The 14,493-nt window shown below is 50.0% G+C and carries 15 protein-coding genes; 3 read left to right on the top strand and 12 right to left on the bottom strand.

Annotation, left to right across the window (positions count from 1 at the left end):
- The first annotated feature begins 148 nt into the window (after positions 1-148).
- Both NY07_RS12955 and NY07_RS12950 read left to right on the top strand, forming a co-directional pair.
- Entirely contained in the window at positions 149-937 is a 789-nt protein-coding gene (locus NY07_RS12955) for a cytochrome C assembly family protein (RefSeq protein ID WP_033539790.1), read from the top strand.
- A gap of 150 nt (positions 938-1,087) precedes the next feature.
- Positions 1,088-2,371 (top strand): HlyC/CorC family transporter, encoded by a 1,284-nt coding sequence (locus NY07_RS12950; RefSeq protein WP_033539789.1) that lies wholly within the window; start codon positions 1,088-1,090, stop codon positions 2,369-2,371.
- A 72-nt stretch (positions 2,372-2,443) separates the two neighbouring features.
- Here NY07_RS12950 and NY07_RS12945 read toward each other — a convergent pair whose 3' ends face one another.
- From NY07_RS12945 to rpoE, 12 genes are all read right to left on the bottom strand, one after another.
- Positions 2,444-2,983, bottom strand: coding sequence for an Mpo1 family 2-hydroxy fatty acid dioxygenase (locus NY07_RS12945; RefSeq protein ID WP_033539788.1), 540 nt, complete (start codon positions 2,981-2,983; stop codon positions 2,444-2,446).
- A gap of 265 nt (positions 2,984-3,248) precedes the next feature.
- Positions 3,249-3,650 (bottom strand): holo-ACP synthase, encoded by a 402-nt coding sequence (acpS, locus tag NY07_RS12940; protein ID WP_033539787.1) that lies wholly within the window; start codon positions 3,648-3,650, stop codon positions 3,249-3,251.
- A 45-nt stretch (positions 3,651-3,695) separates the two neighbouring features.
- Entirely contained in the window at positions 3,696-4,433 is a 738-nt protein-coding gene (pdxJ, locus tag NY07_RS12935; RefSeq protein WP_033539786.1) for a pyridoxine 5'-phosphate synthase, read from the bottom strand.
- Positions 4,434-4,561: 128 nt separating this feature from the next.
- Entirely contained in the window at positions 4,562-5,257 is a 696-nt protein-coding gene (gene recO / locus NY07_RS12930; protein WP_033539785.1) for a DNA repair protein RecO, read from the bottom strand.
- Between the two features lie 90 nt (positions 5,258-5,347).
- On the bottom strand, positions 5,348-6,334 hold the full coding sequence (gene era, locus NY07_RS12925; RefSeq protein ID WP_033539784.1) for a GTPase Era: 987 nt from the start codon (positions 6,332-6,334) through the stop codon (positions 5,348-5,350).
- On the bottom strand, positions 6,331-7,008 hold the full coding sequence (gene rnc / locus NY07_RS12920) for a ribonuclease III (RefSeq protein WP_033539783.1): 678 nt from the start codon (positions 7,006-7,008) through the stop codon (positions 6,331-6,333). The genes era and rnc overlap by 4 nt, the downstream gene beginning before the upstream one ends.
- Positions 7,009-7,926: a signal peptidase I gene (gene lepB / locus NY07_RS12915; RefSeq protein WP_033539782.1), complete on the bottom strand. Its 918-nt coding sequence runs from the start codon at positions 7,924-7,926 to the stop codon at positions 7,009-7,011.
- Positions 7,927-8,070: 144 nt separating this feature from the next.
- Positions 8,071-9,861: a translation elongation factor 4 gene (lepA, locus tag NY07_RS12910; protein WP_033539781.1), complete on the bottom strand. Its 1,791-nt coding sequence runs from the start codon at positions 9,859-9,861 to the stop codon at positions 8,071-8,073.
- A gap of 108 nt (positions 9,862-9,969) precedes the next feature.
- The gene (locus NY07_RS12905; RefSeq protein ID WP_033539780.1) at positions 9,970-10,446 is read right to left on the bottom strand and encodes a SoxR reducing system RseC family protein; all 477 of its coding nucleotides are present in this window, start codon (positions 10,444-10,446) and stop codon (positions 9,970-9,972) included.
- A 7-nt stretch (positions 10,447-10,453) separates the two neighbouring features.
- Positions 10,454-11,386, bottom strand: a complete 933-nt coding sequence (locus NY07_RS12900) for a MucB/RseB C-terminal domain-containing protein (protein ID WP_033539779.1) — start codon at positions 11,384-11,386, stop codon at positions 10,454-10,456.
- Between the two features lie 64 nt (positions 11,387-11,450).
- Positions 11,451-12,056: a sigma-E factor negative regulatory protein gene (locus tag NY07_RS12895; RefSeq protein ID WP_033539778.1), complete on the bottom strand. Its 606-nt coding sequence runs from the start codon at positions 12,054-12,056 to the stop codon at positions 11,451-11,453.
- Positions 12,057-12,095: 39 nt separating this feature from the next.
- Entirely contained in the window at positions 12,096-12,674 is a 579-nt protein-coding gene (rpoE, locus tag NY07_RS12890; RefSeq protein WP_033539777.1) for an RNA polymerase sigma factor RpoE, read from the bottom strand.
- A gap of 199 nt (positions 12,675-12,873) precedes the next feature.
- Here rpoE and nadB point away from each other — a divergent pair, with 199 nt between their 5' ends.
- Positions 12,874-14,487: an L-aspartate oxidase gene (gene nadB / locus NY07_RS12885; protein WP_033539776.1), complete on the top strand. Its 1,614-nt coding sequence runs from the start codon at positions 12,874-12,876 to the stop codon at positions 14,485-14,487.
- Positions 14,488-14,493: the final 6 nt, after the last annotated feature.

Here is a 14,493-nt window from a genome sequence, read left to right as displayed (position 1 = left end):
CAGAAAGTGCTAATTTTTGTGTGTAAAGCCTCTGCCCAAAATAGTCTCCATCGTGTTATTCTAACAATCAACTAACGAGACAAACTCGGCCGCTTAGTGCGAGCCGTTTTACAACAAGAAAGCTAACATAACGGTAGGTTAATTTTCGATGGTGATTTTTTCGGCTTCTGCCATTCTATTTTACAGTATCGCGCTCGTCTTAGTGGTCAGTCGACTGTTTCATGCTGATGGCCCTAACCGTAAAGCCGTCGCGGCCGTTGCCGCTGTGGCCGTGGTACTTCATGCCGCCGCACTGTATCAGGCCATCTTTACCGGTAACGGTCAAAACTTTAGCCTGACCAATGTGATCTCCATGGTGAACTGGATCATCGCCTTCACCTTTACCATTTTGATGTTCCGCCTTAAGGTCATTGTGGTTGTGCCGGTTGTCTATGCCTGCTCGGTGATCTCTGTCGCCTTGCTGTGGCTACTACCGCCCGAATATATCACCCACTTCGAACTCTATCCTGAAGTCCTTGCCCACGTGGTGCTGTCGCTGATGGCATACAGTGCGCTGATGATTGCTGCCTTGTACGCCATTCAACTGGCGATGATCCAAAACAAGCTGAAAAAGAAACAGTTGATGCTCAGCCCGGCAATTCCCCCATTAATGACTGTTGAAAAACAGCTGTATCATCTGGTGATTATCGGCGTGGTACTGTTAAGCCTATCGCTGGCAACCGGCTTTATCTTCCTGGACGATATGTTTGCCAATGGCCAAGGCCATAAGGCTATTCTCTCTATCATGGCTTGGTTTACCTATATCGCCATGTTGGGCCAACAATACTGGGTAGGCTGTAAGATCCGCACCGCGGTCGCCTACACCTTGATAGGAGCGACTCTGCTCTCTCTCGCCTATTTCGGCGCCCGTATCGTTAAAGAGTTAATCCTGCAATAGTGAGCCCAGCAGAGGCTAAGTACTAGCATTCATCTGGGTCAGTATTGACTAAAGTGCTACCCAGGTGAACTTGACTCTTTGTCCAAACCGCTGTATTTACTTATGCCTTAACGCTATTCTTACTCATCAACGCCAAAGTGGGGCCACTGATTGGAAGCTATATCCACCAGCGTACTTCTAATACTTCTATTTGTACTCATTATTATCTCCGCCTACTTCTCTGGCTCAGAAACCGCCATGATGTCGCTCAACCGCTATCGCTTACGGCATCTGGCTAATAGCGGGCACAAGGGCGCCAAGCGAGCCATCAAGCTGTTAGAGCGTCCTGACCGTTTAATAGGTTTGATTCTGATCGGCAACAACCTGGTGAATATTCTCGCCTCGGCCATTGCCACCATCTTAGGTATACGCTTATTTGGCGATCTGGGGGTCGCCATTGCCACAGGTGTGCTTACCTTAGTGGTGCTGGTGTTTGCCGAAGTGACGCCGAAAACCGTGGCGGCCTTGCACCCTGAACGCATCGCTTTTCCTTCGAGCATACTGCTCAAGGCGCTATTGGTCGTCCTATCACCTCTGGTGAAAATCGTTAACTTTATTACCTCCACTTTCCTGCGCTTACTGGGAATTCGTTCGGTGAAGGCCGATGATGCCCTGAGTCAGGAGGAGCTGCGCACTGTGGTGCACGAAGCGGGCGCCCTGATCCCTCAGCGCCACCAGGAGATGTTGCTGTCTATCATGGATCTGGAAAAGGTCACGGTCGAAGACATCATGATCCCCCGCTCGGATCTCTACGCCATCAACATTAACGATGACTTTAGCCGCATCAATAGACAGGTGATTCAGAGTCCCCATACCCGGGTATTGCTATACCGCGACAACATAGATGATGCGGTAGGCTTTGTGCACTTAAGAGATGCGCTGCGACTGCAATCTAAGCAGCAATTCAGTAAGTCCTCACTGCTAAGGGCAGTAAAAGAGATCTACTTTATTCCAGAAGGAACGCCCCTTAACGTGCAGCTGGCTAACTTTCAGCACAATAAGGAGCGCATCGGTCTAGTAGTGGATGAATATGGTGATATTCAGGGGCTAGTGACACTGGAAGATATTCTCGAAGAGATCGTCGGCGACTTTACCACTTCGATGATCACCACACCCAGCGAAGATATCAACAAGCAGCAAGACGGCAGCTTTTTGATTGATGCCACCATCAACATCCGTGATCTGAACAAGGAGATGGATTGGCATTTCCCTATCGACGGACCTAAGACACTTAACGGGCTGATCTTGGAATACCTGGAAGAGATCCCCGAGCCCAATACTTCGATGCGTCTGTGTGGCTATCCGCTCGAGGTGGTAGAAGTTGCAGATAACATGGTCAAGACGGTACGGGTGATACCCCAGCACTACAAGGCGCCCAAGGGCAGTCGAAAATAGTGTTCCACCACTCACAAAAAAAGGCGCTCTAAAGCGCCTTTTTGCTTATTATCACTTATATGAACACTGTTATTAGCCGCCCTTACTGGCATGGGTTAAGGCGCGGCGCTTCTCTATCGCCAGTGGCGTTATCGCCTTGTCCAGCTCCTTCTCCAGCCCTAGCATAAAATAGAGCTCAGCCATCAGGAAAAAGGGGCCAATAAGCAGCTGGTTCAAGTCGTCGATAAAGGCCGGCTTAGCTTTCTCATACTTGTGGCCAATAAGCTGAAAAATCCAGCCAATCACGAAGATACTTATGGCGATAGGCCAAGCCTGATCCTGCAGTGACACTAAATAGGAGGTGTAGAGCACAGGAAGAATAAACAACATCAGCCCAAGGGCGAGTCTCGCATGCAAGATGAAATAATAGAGCAATACACAAACGGTAAACAGCCCAGCCACATTAAATACCAGACCCGATGGTTCATGGGTAAAAAAGGTCACAGGTATGCTGTTTAACATCACAAAAGCCGCCCAGATGATCAGCGGTATCCCCACAAAATGCGTCTTAATATTAGTGGGATTGAGGTGAACGCTCTTATAGGTGGATAACTGCTCAATCGCAGATTTCATGGTTAGCTCCATTATCTTATGGCTTTTAGCGTTCCATCAACTCTTCCCAACCAGGCCATTAAGACTCAAGGGATGAAGCACAACGCTTGTCTGATTCAACCTAAGCTAAAACATTTCATCAACAGATACCAGCCTAAAACAAGAGCAGCATAAGTTTTTATAAATCAGGAATATAAGACTCAAACACGCTAGAGCACTCAAGCCGAGTACTCGCGCGAATCCGAAAGAAGATTTCAAACAAAAAAGGTGGGGTTAGCATCCTGCCTTAGCAGGATTCCAGGATCACGGTTGCCGTAGCATAATGCTTTTCATCGGCAATGGAGATATGTGCGCGCGCACCGCCAAGTGTTGTCAGCCTATCTGCCGCACCATCGCTAAAAGTGATTGAAGGAGCACCATTGACATCGTTACTGATGGCAATATGTTGAAATGAGACGCCGCGCCCTATTCCGGTACCCAATGCCTTGGCGGCAGCTTCCTTAGCGGCGAAGCGTTTGGCTAGGTAGCGCCCAGGCTGCGCGGAGGCAACAAATATCGCCATCTCAGTCTGGGTCAGCACTCGCTTGGCCAGTGGACATTTAGCCAAGGCTAACTCATCACCCGCCTCGGGCACCTTGTTGACGATACGCGCGATCTCGACGATATCAGTCCCTAAGCCTACGATCATAAGTTCTCCTTCAACACGCGCCCAATAAGGGCGCATGCCTATACACTACTGACCGCTACGGCCTTCGACCATCAACTGCTTCATGTCGCGAACGGCCTTATCTAAACCGTCGATAGCGGCGCGGGCAATAATGGCGTGGCCAATATTAAGCTCATAGAGCTCAGGAATTGCCGCGATAGGCTTAACATTGTGATAGTGCAGACCATGACCCGCGTTAACCACTAAGCCTTTACCATGGGCATAGGTGGCCATCTCTGTGATACGCGCCAGTTCTTTAGCCTGCTCTGCATCAGTCTCGGCATCGGCATAGCAACCTGTGTGAAGCTCGATAACTGGGGCGCCCACGGCGACCGTTGCATCAATCTGCACGGGATCGGCGTCGATAAACAGCGATACCTTGATGCCAAGTGCGGTCAAACGCTCAACTGCGGCGCGGATCTTCTCCTGCTGACCGGCTACGTCTAAACCACCTTCTGTAGTCAGCTCTTCGCGCTTCTCTGGCACTAAACAGACATAGGCAGGCTTAACCTCACAGGCGATATCCAACATCTCCTCGGTCACCGCCATCTCGAAATTCATGCGCGTCTTGATGGTCTTAGCCAACAGATAGATATCGCGGTCGCAGATATGACGTCTGTCTTCACGCAGATGCACGGTAATGCCTTCGGCGCCCGCATGCTCGGCAACGGCTGCAGCATGTACGGGATCTGGATAGCTGGTCCCACGGGCCTGACGTAAGGTAGCAATGTGATCAATATTAACGCCTAGATGAATGCGGCTCATGGAGATTCCTTAAGTGTAGAGTTTAGCGATTTGAATTTTGTGCCTATTTTACTCAAGCTTAAGGGAAGGCCACAAGGAAAACACCAAATGAAAATACTCAAGTCTACGCCCTCACCGCGACTGCAGCGTTACTTACTGTAGCGAGATGGACGGTTACCCTTTAAAAACAGTGCCCGGGACTTGAGTGGCTTGTCTCCCAACAGAGGCGCCAGCAGCTGCCGCATCAACAGCTTAGCCTGCTTAAATTGGTCTGCGACTAGCTTATCTTGCTCCAGCGCCAGCAGCATCTCGCCACTAAAATGGTTAGGCTTAGGGCCAAGCGCCGTGCTAAAGCCCTCTTCAGACAGCAGGCGATAATAGTAATCGGCTTCGATAGGGCTACCATCGATATCCCGGCTCAGAGAAGGCATCACCCCAAGCTCTTTAAGCAGTGCTAACTCAAACTGTCTGAGCTGGGCCTCGCTAAAGCTTGCCGCCATGGCCATCAGCGTCTTGTGATAGGTAAAGAAAAACTGCTCGGCGCCATGTTCAACCGACAGACAGCGTACCATCAACTCGTTAAGATAGAGACCAGCAAAGCTGTCGCTGCCACTTAAGGGCACGGCCGGACTGGCCGCTTCCACCTGGTACAGGCTCTTAAGACTGCTTCGACCCGACAGTTGAAACAATAGGGGCTGAAAAGGTTGCAGTATGCTCTTGATGGACGATTTACCGCTGCCAAGGCGCGCCACGGCATCGACCCGGCCGAGGCCATCCACCAATAGATTAACCAGCACACTCGACTCCCTGTAAGGGCGGGTGTGTAGTACATACCCCCTTTGCATGTATCCTTTTCCTTAATCGATACTCATAAAAAAGCCGAGATGACAAAAGCACTCACTTTCATCATCTCGGCTCTATCTTATCCTGCCGGCCTAGCTTTCGCCATAACCCAGTGAGCGCAGGGCACGCTCATCATCCGCCCAGCCGGACTTGACCTTAACCCATACCTCGAGGAACACCTTATTATCGAATAAGACCTCCATATCCAGGCGGGCCTGGGTGGCTATGGTACGGATGCGCTCACCCTTGTTACCGATCACCATGCGTTTTTGGGTCTCACGCTCCACCAGAATTAGAGCATTGATCTGATAGACGCCATTTTCCATCATCTTAAACTGCTCGATCTCCACCGTGGCATCGTAAGGCAGTTCATCCCCTAAGAAGCGCATCAACTTCTCACGCACTATCTCAGATGCCATAAATTTCTGCGATCTGTCGGTCACATAATCTTCCGGGAAGAAATGAGGTGACTCAGGCACAGACTCGAGCGCGAGATCCATGATGCGCTGCACATTGGTGCCATGGGTAGCCGAGATAGGCAGAATCTCATCAAATTCAAATTTAGCAGCTAAGCTCTGCAGATGCGGAAACAGCGCTTCCTTATCCTTGATGTTATCCACCTTGTTGATCGCCAGAATCGTCTTACGACCATCATCACGGCTTTGGAGCTTCTTCAGCACCATCTCATCGTCGGCGGTCCAGTTAAGACCATCGACCACAAACACCACCAAGCTAACTTCCGCCAGAGAGCTGGACGCGGCGCGGTTCATCAGGCGGTTGATGGCACGTTTTTCTTCGATATGCAGTCCTGGGGTGTCGATAAACACCACCTGACGCGGCCCATCGGTATGGATCCCCATGATGCGGTGACGCGTGGTCTGCGGTTTCTTGGAGGTGATCGAAATCTTTTGGCCTAACAACTTATTCAGCAGTGTCGACTTACCCACATTGGGACGACCAACGATCGCCACCATGCCGCAGTAGGTCACTTCATATTGAGTGCCACTGGCCCCTTGGTTCATTCGAGCCAAGAGTTCATCTAAACTGGGCTCTTGTGCCTGTTCGGGTTTATCGCTCATGATTTAATACGCTCCAATACTTCTGCCGCGGCAATCTGTTCTGCCTTTCTGCGGGAATTTGCCACGCCAACAACGGCCTCTTTCAACTGCTCCACTTTGCATTCCACGGTAAAGGTTTGCGCGTGGGCTTCGCCGCTAATATTCACCACCTTGTATACAGGTAGTGGCTGTTTAAATCCCTGCAGGTGCTCCTGCAGCAGGGTCTTTGGATCTTTCTGATTCACCGGCTCTATCACCGCCAAGCGGCTCTTATACCAGTTTAGTACTAAAGTGCGACAAGCCTCGATATCAGCATCAAGATAGATGGCGCCGATAATGGCTTCCATGGCATCGGCCAGAATAGATTCACGGCGGAATCCGCCACTCTTAAGTTCGCCAGGGCCTAACTTAAGATAGTCGCCAAGCTTAAACTCTTTGGCGATCTCTGCCAGCATCTTGCCACACACAAGCGTGGCACGCATGCGGCTAAGATCGCCTTCGGTCGCCTTGGGAAACTGTTGATACAAGGCATCTGAGATCACGATTGAGAGAATCGAGTCACCTAAAAACTCAAGTCTTTCATTATGCTTGCTGGCCGCACTCCTGTGGGTCAGCGCCTGCTCTAGCAGGGCAATTTGCTGAAACTGATAACCTAAGGTTCTACCCAAACGCGGCAGATTTTTAATGGGTTCCATCTACACAATTCCGCCTACACGGTTAAAACGTACACCTGTCGGTACCCAAGTGGGCAAAAAGTCCGATGGCTTACGCTCAAATTCAAAACTAATCCAGATTGCTACCGCCTTGCCGACTAGGTTCGCTTCAGGCACAAAGCCCCAGAAGCGCGAGTCGGTACTATTATCGCGGTTGTCGCCCATCATGAAATATTGTCCCTCTGGCACCACAAACTCACCCACTGCCAGATTGCCTTCACGGAAGTAGTAAGAGGTTGGCTCACCGCGCCCTGGGTTGATCAAGATATCATGGGTCACATCCCCTAACTGCTCCTTGTAACGTAGCAGTGGAATATTATCTTGGGTGAACTCTCCCTGATTGACCCCAACGCGCGCTATCTTCTCAAGCTTTGGACATTCACTCTGTCCCTCTGGGCAGGCTTTTTGAATATAGAGGTCCTTGTTACGATAGACGATGCGGTCGCCCGGCAGGCCGATGACACGCTTGATATAGTCAATTTGTGGATTTTCCGGATATTTAAATACCGCCACATCACCGCGCTCAGGCTTGCCTGTTTCTACCAGTTTACTGCGCCACACAGGATCTTTTAGTCCATAGCTAAACTTCTCTACCAGGATAAAGTCACCCACCAACAGGGTTGGCATCATAGAACCTGAGGGAATTTGAAACGGCTCATAAAGAAAAGAGCGTAAGATCAACACGAAAGCGATAACTGGAAAAATAGAGCGCGAGGTTTCCACTATGGCGGATTCACGCACGATTTTTTCAGCACTCTCTTCACTGATCTCCTGATTAGCGGCCTGAGCTATCGCCAGCTTCTGTTGGCGCTTCGGCGCTAACACCAGGGCATCGAACATCCAGATCAAGCCACTGCCCAGTGTCACCAAAACCAAAATAAGGGAAAAATAAGCTGCCATACGCTAACTAACTCCTGCGAAATGAGATTGTCGGTACCTGCCTAGGGAGCAGGTCAATAGCCCATTTATACTGTAACAAACAAAGCGCCGCAAACCGCGGCGCTCATTATCGATCACTATTAACAATTATTAACTAAAAAGTGATTACTCGTTGAGCTTGAGCACTGCCAGGAAGGCCTCTTGAGGCACTTCAACATTACCCACCTGCTTCATACGCTTCTTACCCTCTTTCTGCTTCTGCAGCAGTTTCTTCTTACGCGACACGTCACCACCATAACACTTAGCGGTTACGTCTTTACGCAATGCTTTCACTGAAGAACGGGCAATGATCTGACTGCCAACGGCGGCCTGAATTGCGATATCAAACATCTGTCTAGGAATAAGCTCTTTCATCTTGTTGACCAAAGCCAGACCTTGGTAACGCACGTTAGCCTTATGCAGAATCATCGCTAGGGCATCGACGCGATCGCCGTTAATCAACACATCCAGACGCACCATGTCGGCGGCCTCGAAACGCTTAAAGTTGTATTCCAGCGACGCATAACCACGACTGGTTGATTTCAGACGATCAAAGAAGTCCATCACCACTTCGGCCATAGGCATATCATAGGTGATTGCCACCTGATTGCCGTGGTAGACCATGTTGGTCTGTACACCACGTTTCTCGACACAAAGGGTGATCACATTACCCAGGTATTCTTTCGGCACCAGGATATTAGTCTCCACGATAGGCTCGCGCATCTCTTCGATATTATTCATCGGTGGAAGATCCGATGGGTTATCGACATAGATTGTCTCGCCCTTAGTGGTCGCCACCTCATAAACTACCGTAGGTGCTGTCGTGATCAGATCCAGGTTATATTCGCGTTCCAGACGTTCCTGAATGATCTCCATGTGCAGTAGGCCGAGGTAACCGATACGGAAACCAAAGCCCAGTGCCGATGAAGTTTCTGGCTCGAAGAAGAGCGACGCATCATTAAGACTCAGCTTGTTGAGCGCATCACGGAAATTTTCATAATCATCGGTCGAGATAGGGAATACGCCCGCATATACCTGAGGCTTCACCTTCTTAAAACCAGGAAGAGGCTTGTCGGCGCCATTCTTGGCCAGCGTCAAAGTATCGCCCACTGGCGCGCCGTGGATCTCTTTGATGCCCGCAATCACGAAGCCCACTTCACCCGTATTCAGCTGAGTCGTATCTGTCTGCTTAGGCGTGAAGATACCGACGCGATCGGCTGTATGAGTTTGGCCGGTCGACATCACCTTAAACTTGTCACCCTTCTTAAGCATGCCGTTCTTGATGCGCACCAAAGAAACCACGCCCAGGTAACTGTCAAACCAAGAATCGATAATCAAAGCCTGCAGCGGCGCATCAGGATCGCCTTTTGGTGGCGGTATCTGCGCAACAATCGTTTCCAGCACATCGCTAATACCAAGACCCGTCTTCGCCGAACAGCGCACCGCGTCAGTGGCCTCGATACCTACAATATCTTCAATCTCTTCAGCGACTCGCTCTGGGTCGGCCTGAGGTAGATCTATCTTGTTGAGTACCGGCACCACGTCGAGATCCATTTCGAGGGCGGTATAGCAGTTTGCCAGGGTCTGGGCCTCAACACCTTGCCCGGCATCGACCACTAACAAGGCGCCTTCACAAGCCGCCAGTGAACGCGAAACTTCATAGGAGAAATCCACGTGGCCAGGAGTATCGATGAAGTTAAGCTGGTAGGTTTCACCATCTTTGGCTTTATAGTCGAGTGTCACACTCTGGGCTTTAATGGTAATACCGCGCTCACGCTCGAGATCCATTGAGTCCAAGACTTGCGCCGCCATCTCGCGGTCAGACAAGCCACCGCACTCTTGAATAAGACGGTCAGAAAGGGTTGATTTGCCGTGATCAATATGGGCAATAATCGAAAAGTTTCTAATATGCTTCATTGTGCGAAATGACTAAACTCGAAATTGAAAATTATCTAAAAGTGCCGAATTGTACCCGATCGACAACCTAATACCAATTGGAATCATTCAGACGGTGAAAATAATAGACTAGCTGACTGAAGACACCTTGCTAAGGGGGTGCCCCAGACGTGAGATGATAACAGGTTGACTGTTTACCTCTATGGCCTTGGCCCAGCGGCGCCCGACCATCCAGGCACTAACAGCCCCGAGAATACCTGTGACAATGGCTGGTATATCATTGCCAGCGAGATCCAGGCTTTGCGCCATAAAATGGCCTATGCCTGCGCCGATAAATAAACCCGCCAGCGGCATTAGATAGACGATGGCAGCGGCCTTTAAGATCACGCTTTCAGGCAGGCCAAGCTTAAGCAGTTCGCCCGCTTCATATTGGGTATTACTGGGCAGCGAGAATCGCTGCACTTTAGGAGAAAAAGCCTTGGATACGGCAGAAGTTCCACAACTCTCATTGTTATCACAATGATTACAGGCATTTTTAACTTTCACTTCAACAGTAACCCAGCCATCACCCGGGCACCTGATCACTGTGGCGGTTTCTTCCATCATAATCAGATCACTCTATAGTGATGCTTTTTGCGATACGGCTTAGTGTCTCTGCAGGCACCTTGCCCACCGCAACGACTTCGGCGTTACCCACCCTTTCAGTTGCTAAGGACAAACCGTTACGTGTCATCAACTCATCGGGCAGCGCGGTATCACCGGCTCTGGCCACATACACTGAGATATTGACTAAACCATCGCTTAGGGCAATGTACTCCACCGCCTCATGGCTACCAATTAACCTGTGATTATCCTTCACCAATATCTTAAAACCTTGGGGCAACCAAGTGAATTGCCAGTTATCGGCCTGTTCCCTTTGTGGCTGCGGCATGATCTCGGGCCAATCCTGCTTATAGGCTTCATGCAAAATCGCTGGCGCGTCATCTAGCACAATCAGCTCTACGACCAGTATCTGCTCGAGTAACTGCTTCTCAAGATTGAGCATGTCATAACGTAGAGGCAGATAGGTATCCATATCCAGCCACACCTGATAACCGTATCTATGGTCATCATTAGGAATAATTCGCACCAACTGACTGGGGCGCCCTGCAAGTCGCGAACGACCGCCGAGCACAAACTGATACCCAGTTTCCAGGTTGGAGATAGAGCCAGCAAAGGCGGGAGGTAATACCCCTTGGATACGATCAGCTCTCACGCTATAGGCGGGTTGGTCATGTTCGATAAAGGTGACGGTATTGCCGACACGCACGGCGTTTTTCGGCGGACCATTAAGGTGTTCGAGAAAAGCCACCTCTTGGTCATCGACCATACCGTGAATATAAACCAGGGGACGAATGTGATCCGCTTGAAGGTGGATCAAGGACATCTTGAATTCTTGCCCTTTTAAGGCAAGGCTCATATTTTCAAGCCAAGCCTTAGCTGACAGTTCTTCCTGCGCGCTGACAGGAAAAACCAGGACTAACAGGGCCAACCAAATAAGACGCAAGCTAACTCCTTAACCATACTAATCTACACATATGGGGTAACAGTGTGACCAGTATAAAAAGCTTTTAGTGATTAACCGGGATCGGTGTCATCTCACCATTGTCGTCTATATTGGCACTGTTGTTCAATCTTTGTTGCAGCATATGATCTTGAATATAGGTGTTAATGCGATGACGCTGCTCCATCACACGCTCATTGGTATAGCTTTGATTTTGCTGAACAGGGCCCGTCTGCAAACTCACCGGTGATGCACTACCAATCAAGGGACGGGTATTGAGTACCGGCATAGGCGCCGCATCTTCGATACCAGTCTGATTATAATTTTGTACACCAATCACGGCTACCAGTGCCACACTGGCCGCAATGGCATACTGACCAAACTGCTTAAATAGCGGGACAACCTTGGCAAACTGACTTTGGGGCGCGACTTCAGGCGTATCGACACGCTTAGGCACCAGGATACTAGGCTCATGCTCGATAGCCGCAGCGATATTGGCACTGAGATCTAAATTGATCGCAGCTGGCAACTCACCACGCATAGCATCACCTATCATGTGATAATCACGCCACTTTTCATGCGAATCCGTATCGGCTGCCAATTCAGCCAATACCTGCTCGTCGACTTCACCGTCAACGGCAGCGGAGACCCATTCCTGACCTAATTTATCCATTTATCACCCATATAAATTTAGTGTATCGAGTTAAATGCTTTATCGTTCCAGCAAAGGCTGCAACTTCTTGTCGATGGCTTCACGCGCTCTAAAAATACGAGAACGCACAGTACCCACAGGGCACTCCATCACATTGGCAATCTCTTCATAACTCATCCCATCGAGTTCACGTAAAGAGATGGCCATCTTCAATTCTTCCGGCAAGGTATCGAGCGTATCGAAAACCACTTTCTGAATCTCATCTGACAACATAAGACGCTCTGGGGAGGCGAACTCCTTTAGCGCATCACTGCCGTCATAGTATTCGGCTTCTTCTGCATCGACATCATTGGCAGGCGCTCGCCTGCCCTGTGCCACTAAATGATTTTTCGCGGTATTCACCGCGATGCGATACAACCAAGTGTAAAACGCACTCTCACCCCTAAAGTTAGGCAGCGCACGATAAGCTTTAATAAAGGCTTCCTGTGCCACATCCGCCACATCCGCCTGATTCCGCACATAGCGGGCAATCAGATTAATGACTTTGCTCTGGTATTTCTGTACCAGCAGGTTAAAAGCGTTTTTGTCTCCTTGCTGCACTCGCTCAACGAGTTGTTGATCACTTATCTGTCCACTCATCCGAGCCGACTACTCCTAAATCTAAAATGCTGATTTCTCAGTCGCTCGAATCATATTCACATATGTAGACTAGCCCACACCGAAAAAGTTCTAAAAAAAATTGCGATATCCAAATTTATTTTCTACCGCGAGATCTGTATCCATAAATTCCGTCTTGGTTTACCATAGACAATACTCGCATAACTTACCATGATACCTGATGAAACAAGTAGTTGAACATCAATCTGACGTTTTGGTTATCGGCAGCGGGGCTGCTGGTTTGACTTTAGCATTACATCTGGCTGAAAAATCAAACGTTATCTTACTCTCCAAAGGTCCACTCAGCGAAGGCTCCACCTATTATGCACAGGGTGGCATCGCCTCAGTATTCGATGAAGAGGATACCATCGAATCTCACGTGACCGATACCCTGATTGCCGGGGCGGGGTTATGCGACGAAGAAGTTGTGACCTTCACAGCCGAAAACGCCAAGAGCTCTATGGAATGGCTGATCCATTGCGGTGTCGCCTTCGACAAGGAAGAGACCGCCGACGGTGATAAAAGCAAGGCGCCGTACCACTTAACCCGTGAAGGTGGCCATAGCCATAGGCGTATCTTGCACGCGGCCGATGCCACGGGCAAAGAGGTACAAGTAACGCTGCAAGAGCGCGCCCTCACCCACCCCAATATCAAGGTACTGGAGCGCTACAACGCCATTGACCTGATCACCACCCGTAAACTCAAACGACCAGGCAACCGTGTTCTCGGTGCTTATGTATGGAACCGCGACGAAGAGCATGTGGAAACCGTCAAGGCACGCTTTGTTGCCCTGGCCACAGGTGGTAGCTCAAAGGTATACCAATACACCTCAAATCCTGATATCGCTTCGGGTGACGGTATAGCCATGGCCTGGCGCTCGGGTTGCCGTGTAGCCAATATGGAGTTCAACCAGTTCCATCCGACTTGTCTCTACCACGCCGATGCGCGCAACTTCCTATTGACCGAAGCCCTTAGGGGCGAAGGGGCCTATTTGAAACGCCCGGACGGCACCCGCTTTATGCCCGACTTCGACGAGCGTGGCGAACTTGCCCCTCGTGATATCGTGGCTCGTGCCATTGACTATGAGATGAAGCGTCTGGGCGCCGATTGTGTCTATCTGGATATCACCCATAAACCCGCTGACTTTGTGATCAAACATTTCCCAACTATCTACAAACGTTGTCTGGAGCTGGGTATAGATATCACTAAAGATCCTATCCCTGTCGTACCTGCCGCTCACTATACCTGTGGGGGCGTGATGACAGATCTCCACGGCCAAACCGATCTCAATGGCCTCTATGCCATAGGTGAAGTGGCTTATACAGGTCTGCATGGCGCCAACCGCCTCGCCAGTAACTCACTGCTAGAATGTTTAGTATTCGCCCGCGCCGCAGCCGAAGATATCGAGAGCCAGCTGACTAAAATCCCTATGCCGGGTGCGCTGCCCGCCTGGGATGAGAGTAAAGTATCCAACTCAGATGAAGAGGTGGTGATTGCCCACAACTGGCATGAACTGCGTCTTTTCATGTGGGACTATGTGGGGATCGTACGCTCAGACAAACGCCTTGAGCGCGCGCTGCGTCGCTGCGCCATGCTACAGCAGGAGATCCAGGAGTATTACAGCAACTTCAAGGTGAGCAATAACTTACTTGAACTGCGTAATCTGGTTCAGGTTGCCGAGCTGATCATTCGCTGCGCCATGGAACGTAAAGAAAGCCGTGGGCTGCACTACAATATCGATTACCCGAATAAGGGCAATAACCCGCTACCTACCATATTGCTCCCAGAGCAATAACCTAAG

The organism is Shewanella sp. ECSMB14101, from assembly GCF_000773485.1.
GTDB classification, from domain to species: Bacteria; Pseudomonadota; Gammaproteobacteria; order Enterobacterales; family Shewanellaceae; genus Shewanella; species Shewanella marisflavi.
Note: the sequence above shows the minus strand (reverse complement) of the source record. Positions and strands in the feature narration are given on the sequence as shown.

Excerpts from the sequence above, each read along its gene's own strand:
- era (WP_033539784.1), bottom strand. The coding sequence starts at position 6,334 with ATGAGCGATAAACCCGAACAGGCACAAGAGCCCAGTTTAGATGAACTC.
- acpS (WP_033539787.1), bottom strand. The coding sequence starts at position 3,650 with ATGATCGTAGGCTTAGGGACTGATATCGTCGAGATCGCGCGTATCGTC.
- pdxJ (WP_033539786.1), bottom strand. The coding sequence starts at position 4,433 with ATGAGCCGCATTCATCTAGGCGTTAATATTGATCACATTGCTACCTTA.
- lepA (WP_033539781.1), bottom strand. The coding sequence starts at position 9,861 with ATGAAGCATATTAGAAACTTTTCGATTATTGCCCATATTGATCACGGC.
- rnc (WP_033539783.1), bottom strand. The coding sequence starts at position 7,008 with ATGGAACCCATTAAAAATCTGCCGCGTTTGGGTAGAACCTTAGGTTAT.
- rpoE (WP_033539777.1), bottom strand. The coding sequence starts at position 12,674 with ATGAGTGGACAGATAAGTGATCAACAACTCGTTGAGCGAGTGCAGCAA.
- NY07_RS12905 (WP_033539780.1), bottom strand. The coding sequence starts at position 10,446 with ATGATGGAAGAAACCGCCACAGTGATCAGGTGCCCGGGTGATGGCTGG.
- nadB (WP_033539776.1), top strand. The coding sequence starts at position 12,874 with ATGAAACAAGTAGTTGAACATCAATCTGACGTTTTGGTTATCGGCAGC.
- NY07_RS12945 (WP_033539788.1), bottom strand. The coding sequence starts at position 2,983 with ATGAAATCTGCGATTGAGCAGTTATCCACCTATAAGAGCGTTCACCTC.
- recO (WP_033539785.1), bottom strand. The coding sequence starts at position 5,257 with ATGCAAAGGGGGTATGTACTACACACCCGCCCTTACAGGGAGTCGAGT.
- lepB (WP_033539782.1), bottom strand. The coding sequence starts at position 7,926 with ATGGCAGCTTATTTTTCCCTTATTTTGGTTTTGGTGACACTGGGCAGT.
- NY07_RS12955 (WP_033539790.1), top strand. The coding sequence starts at position 149 with ATGGTGATTTTTTCGGCTTCTGCCATTCTATTTTACAGTATCGCGCTC.
- NY07_RS12895 (WP_033539778.1), bottom strand. The coding sequence starts at position 12,056 with ATGGATAAATTAGGTCAGGAATGGGTCTCCGCTGCCGTTGACGGTGAA.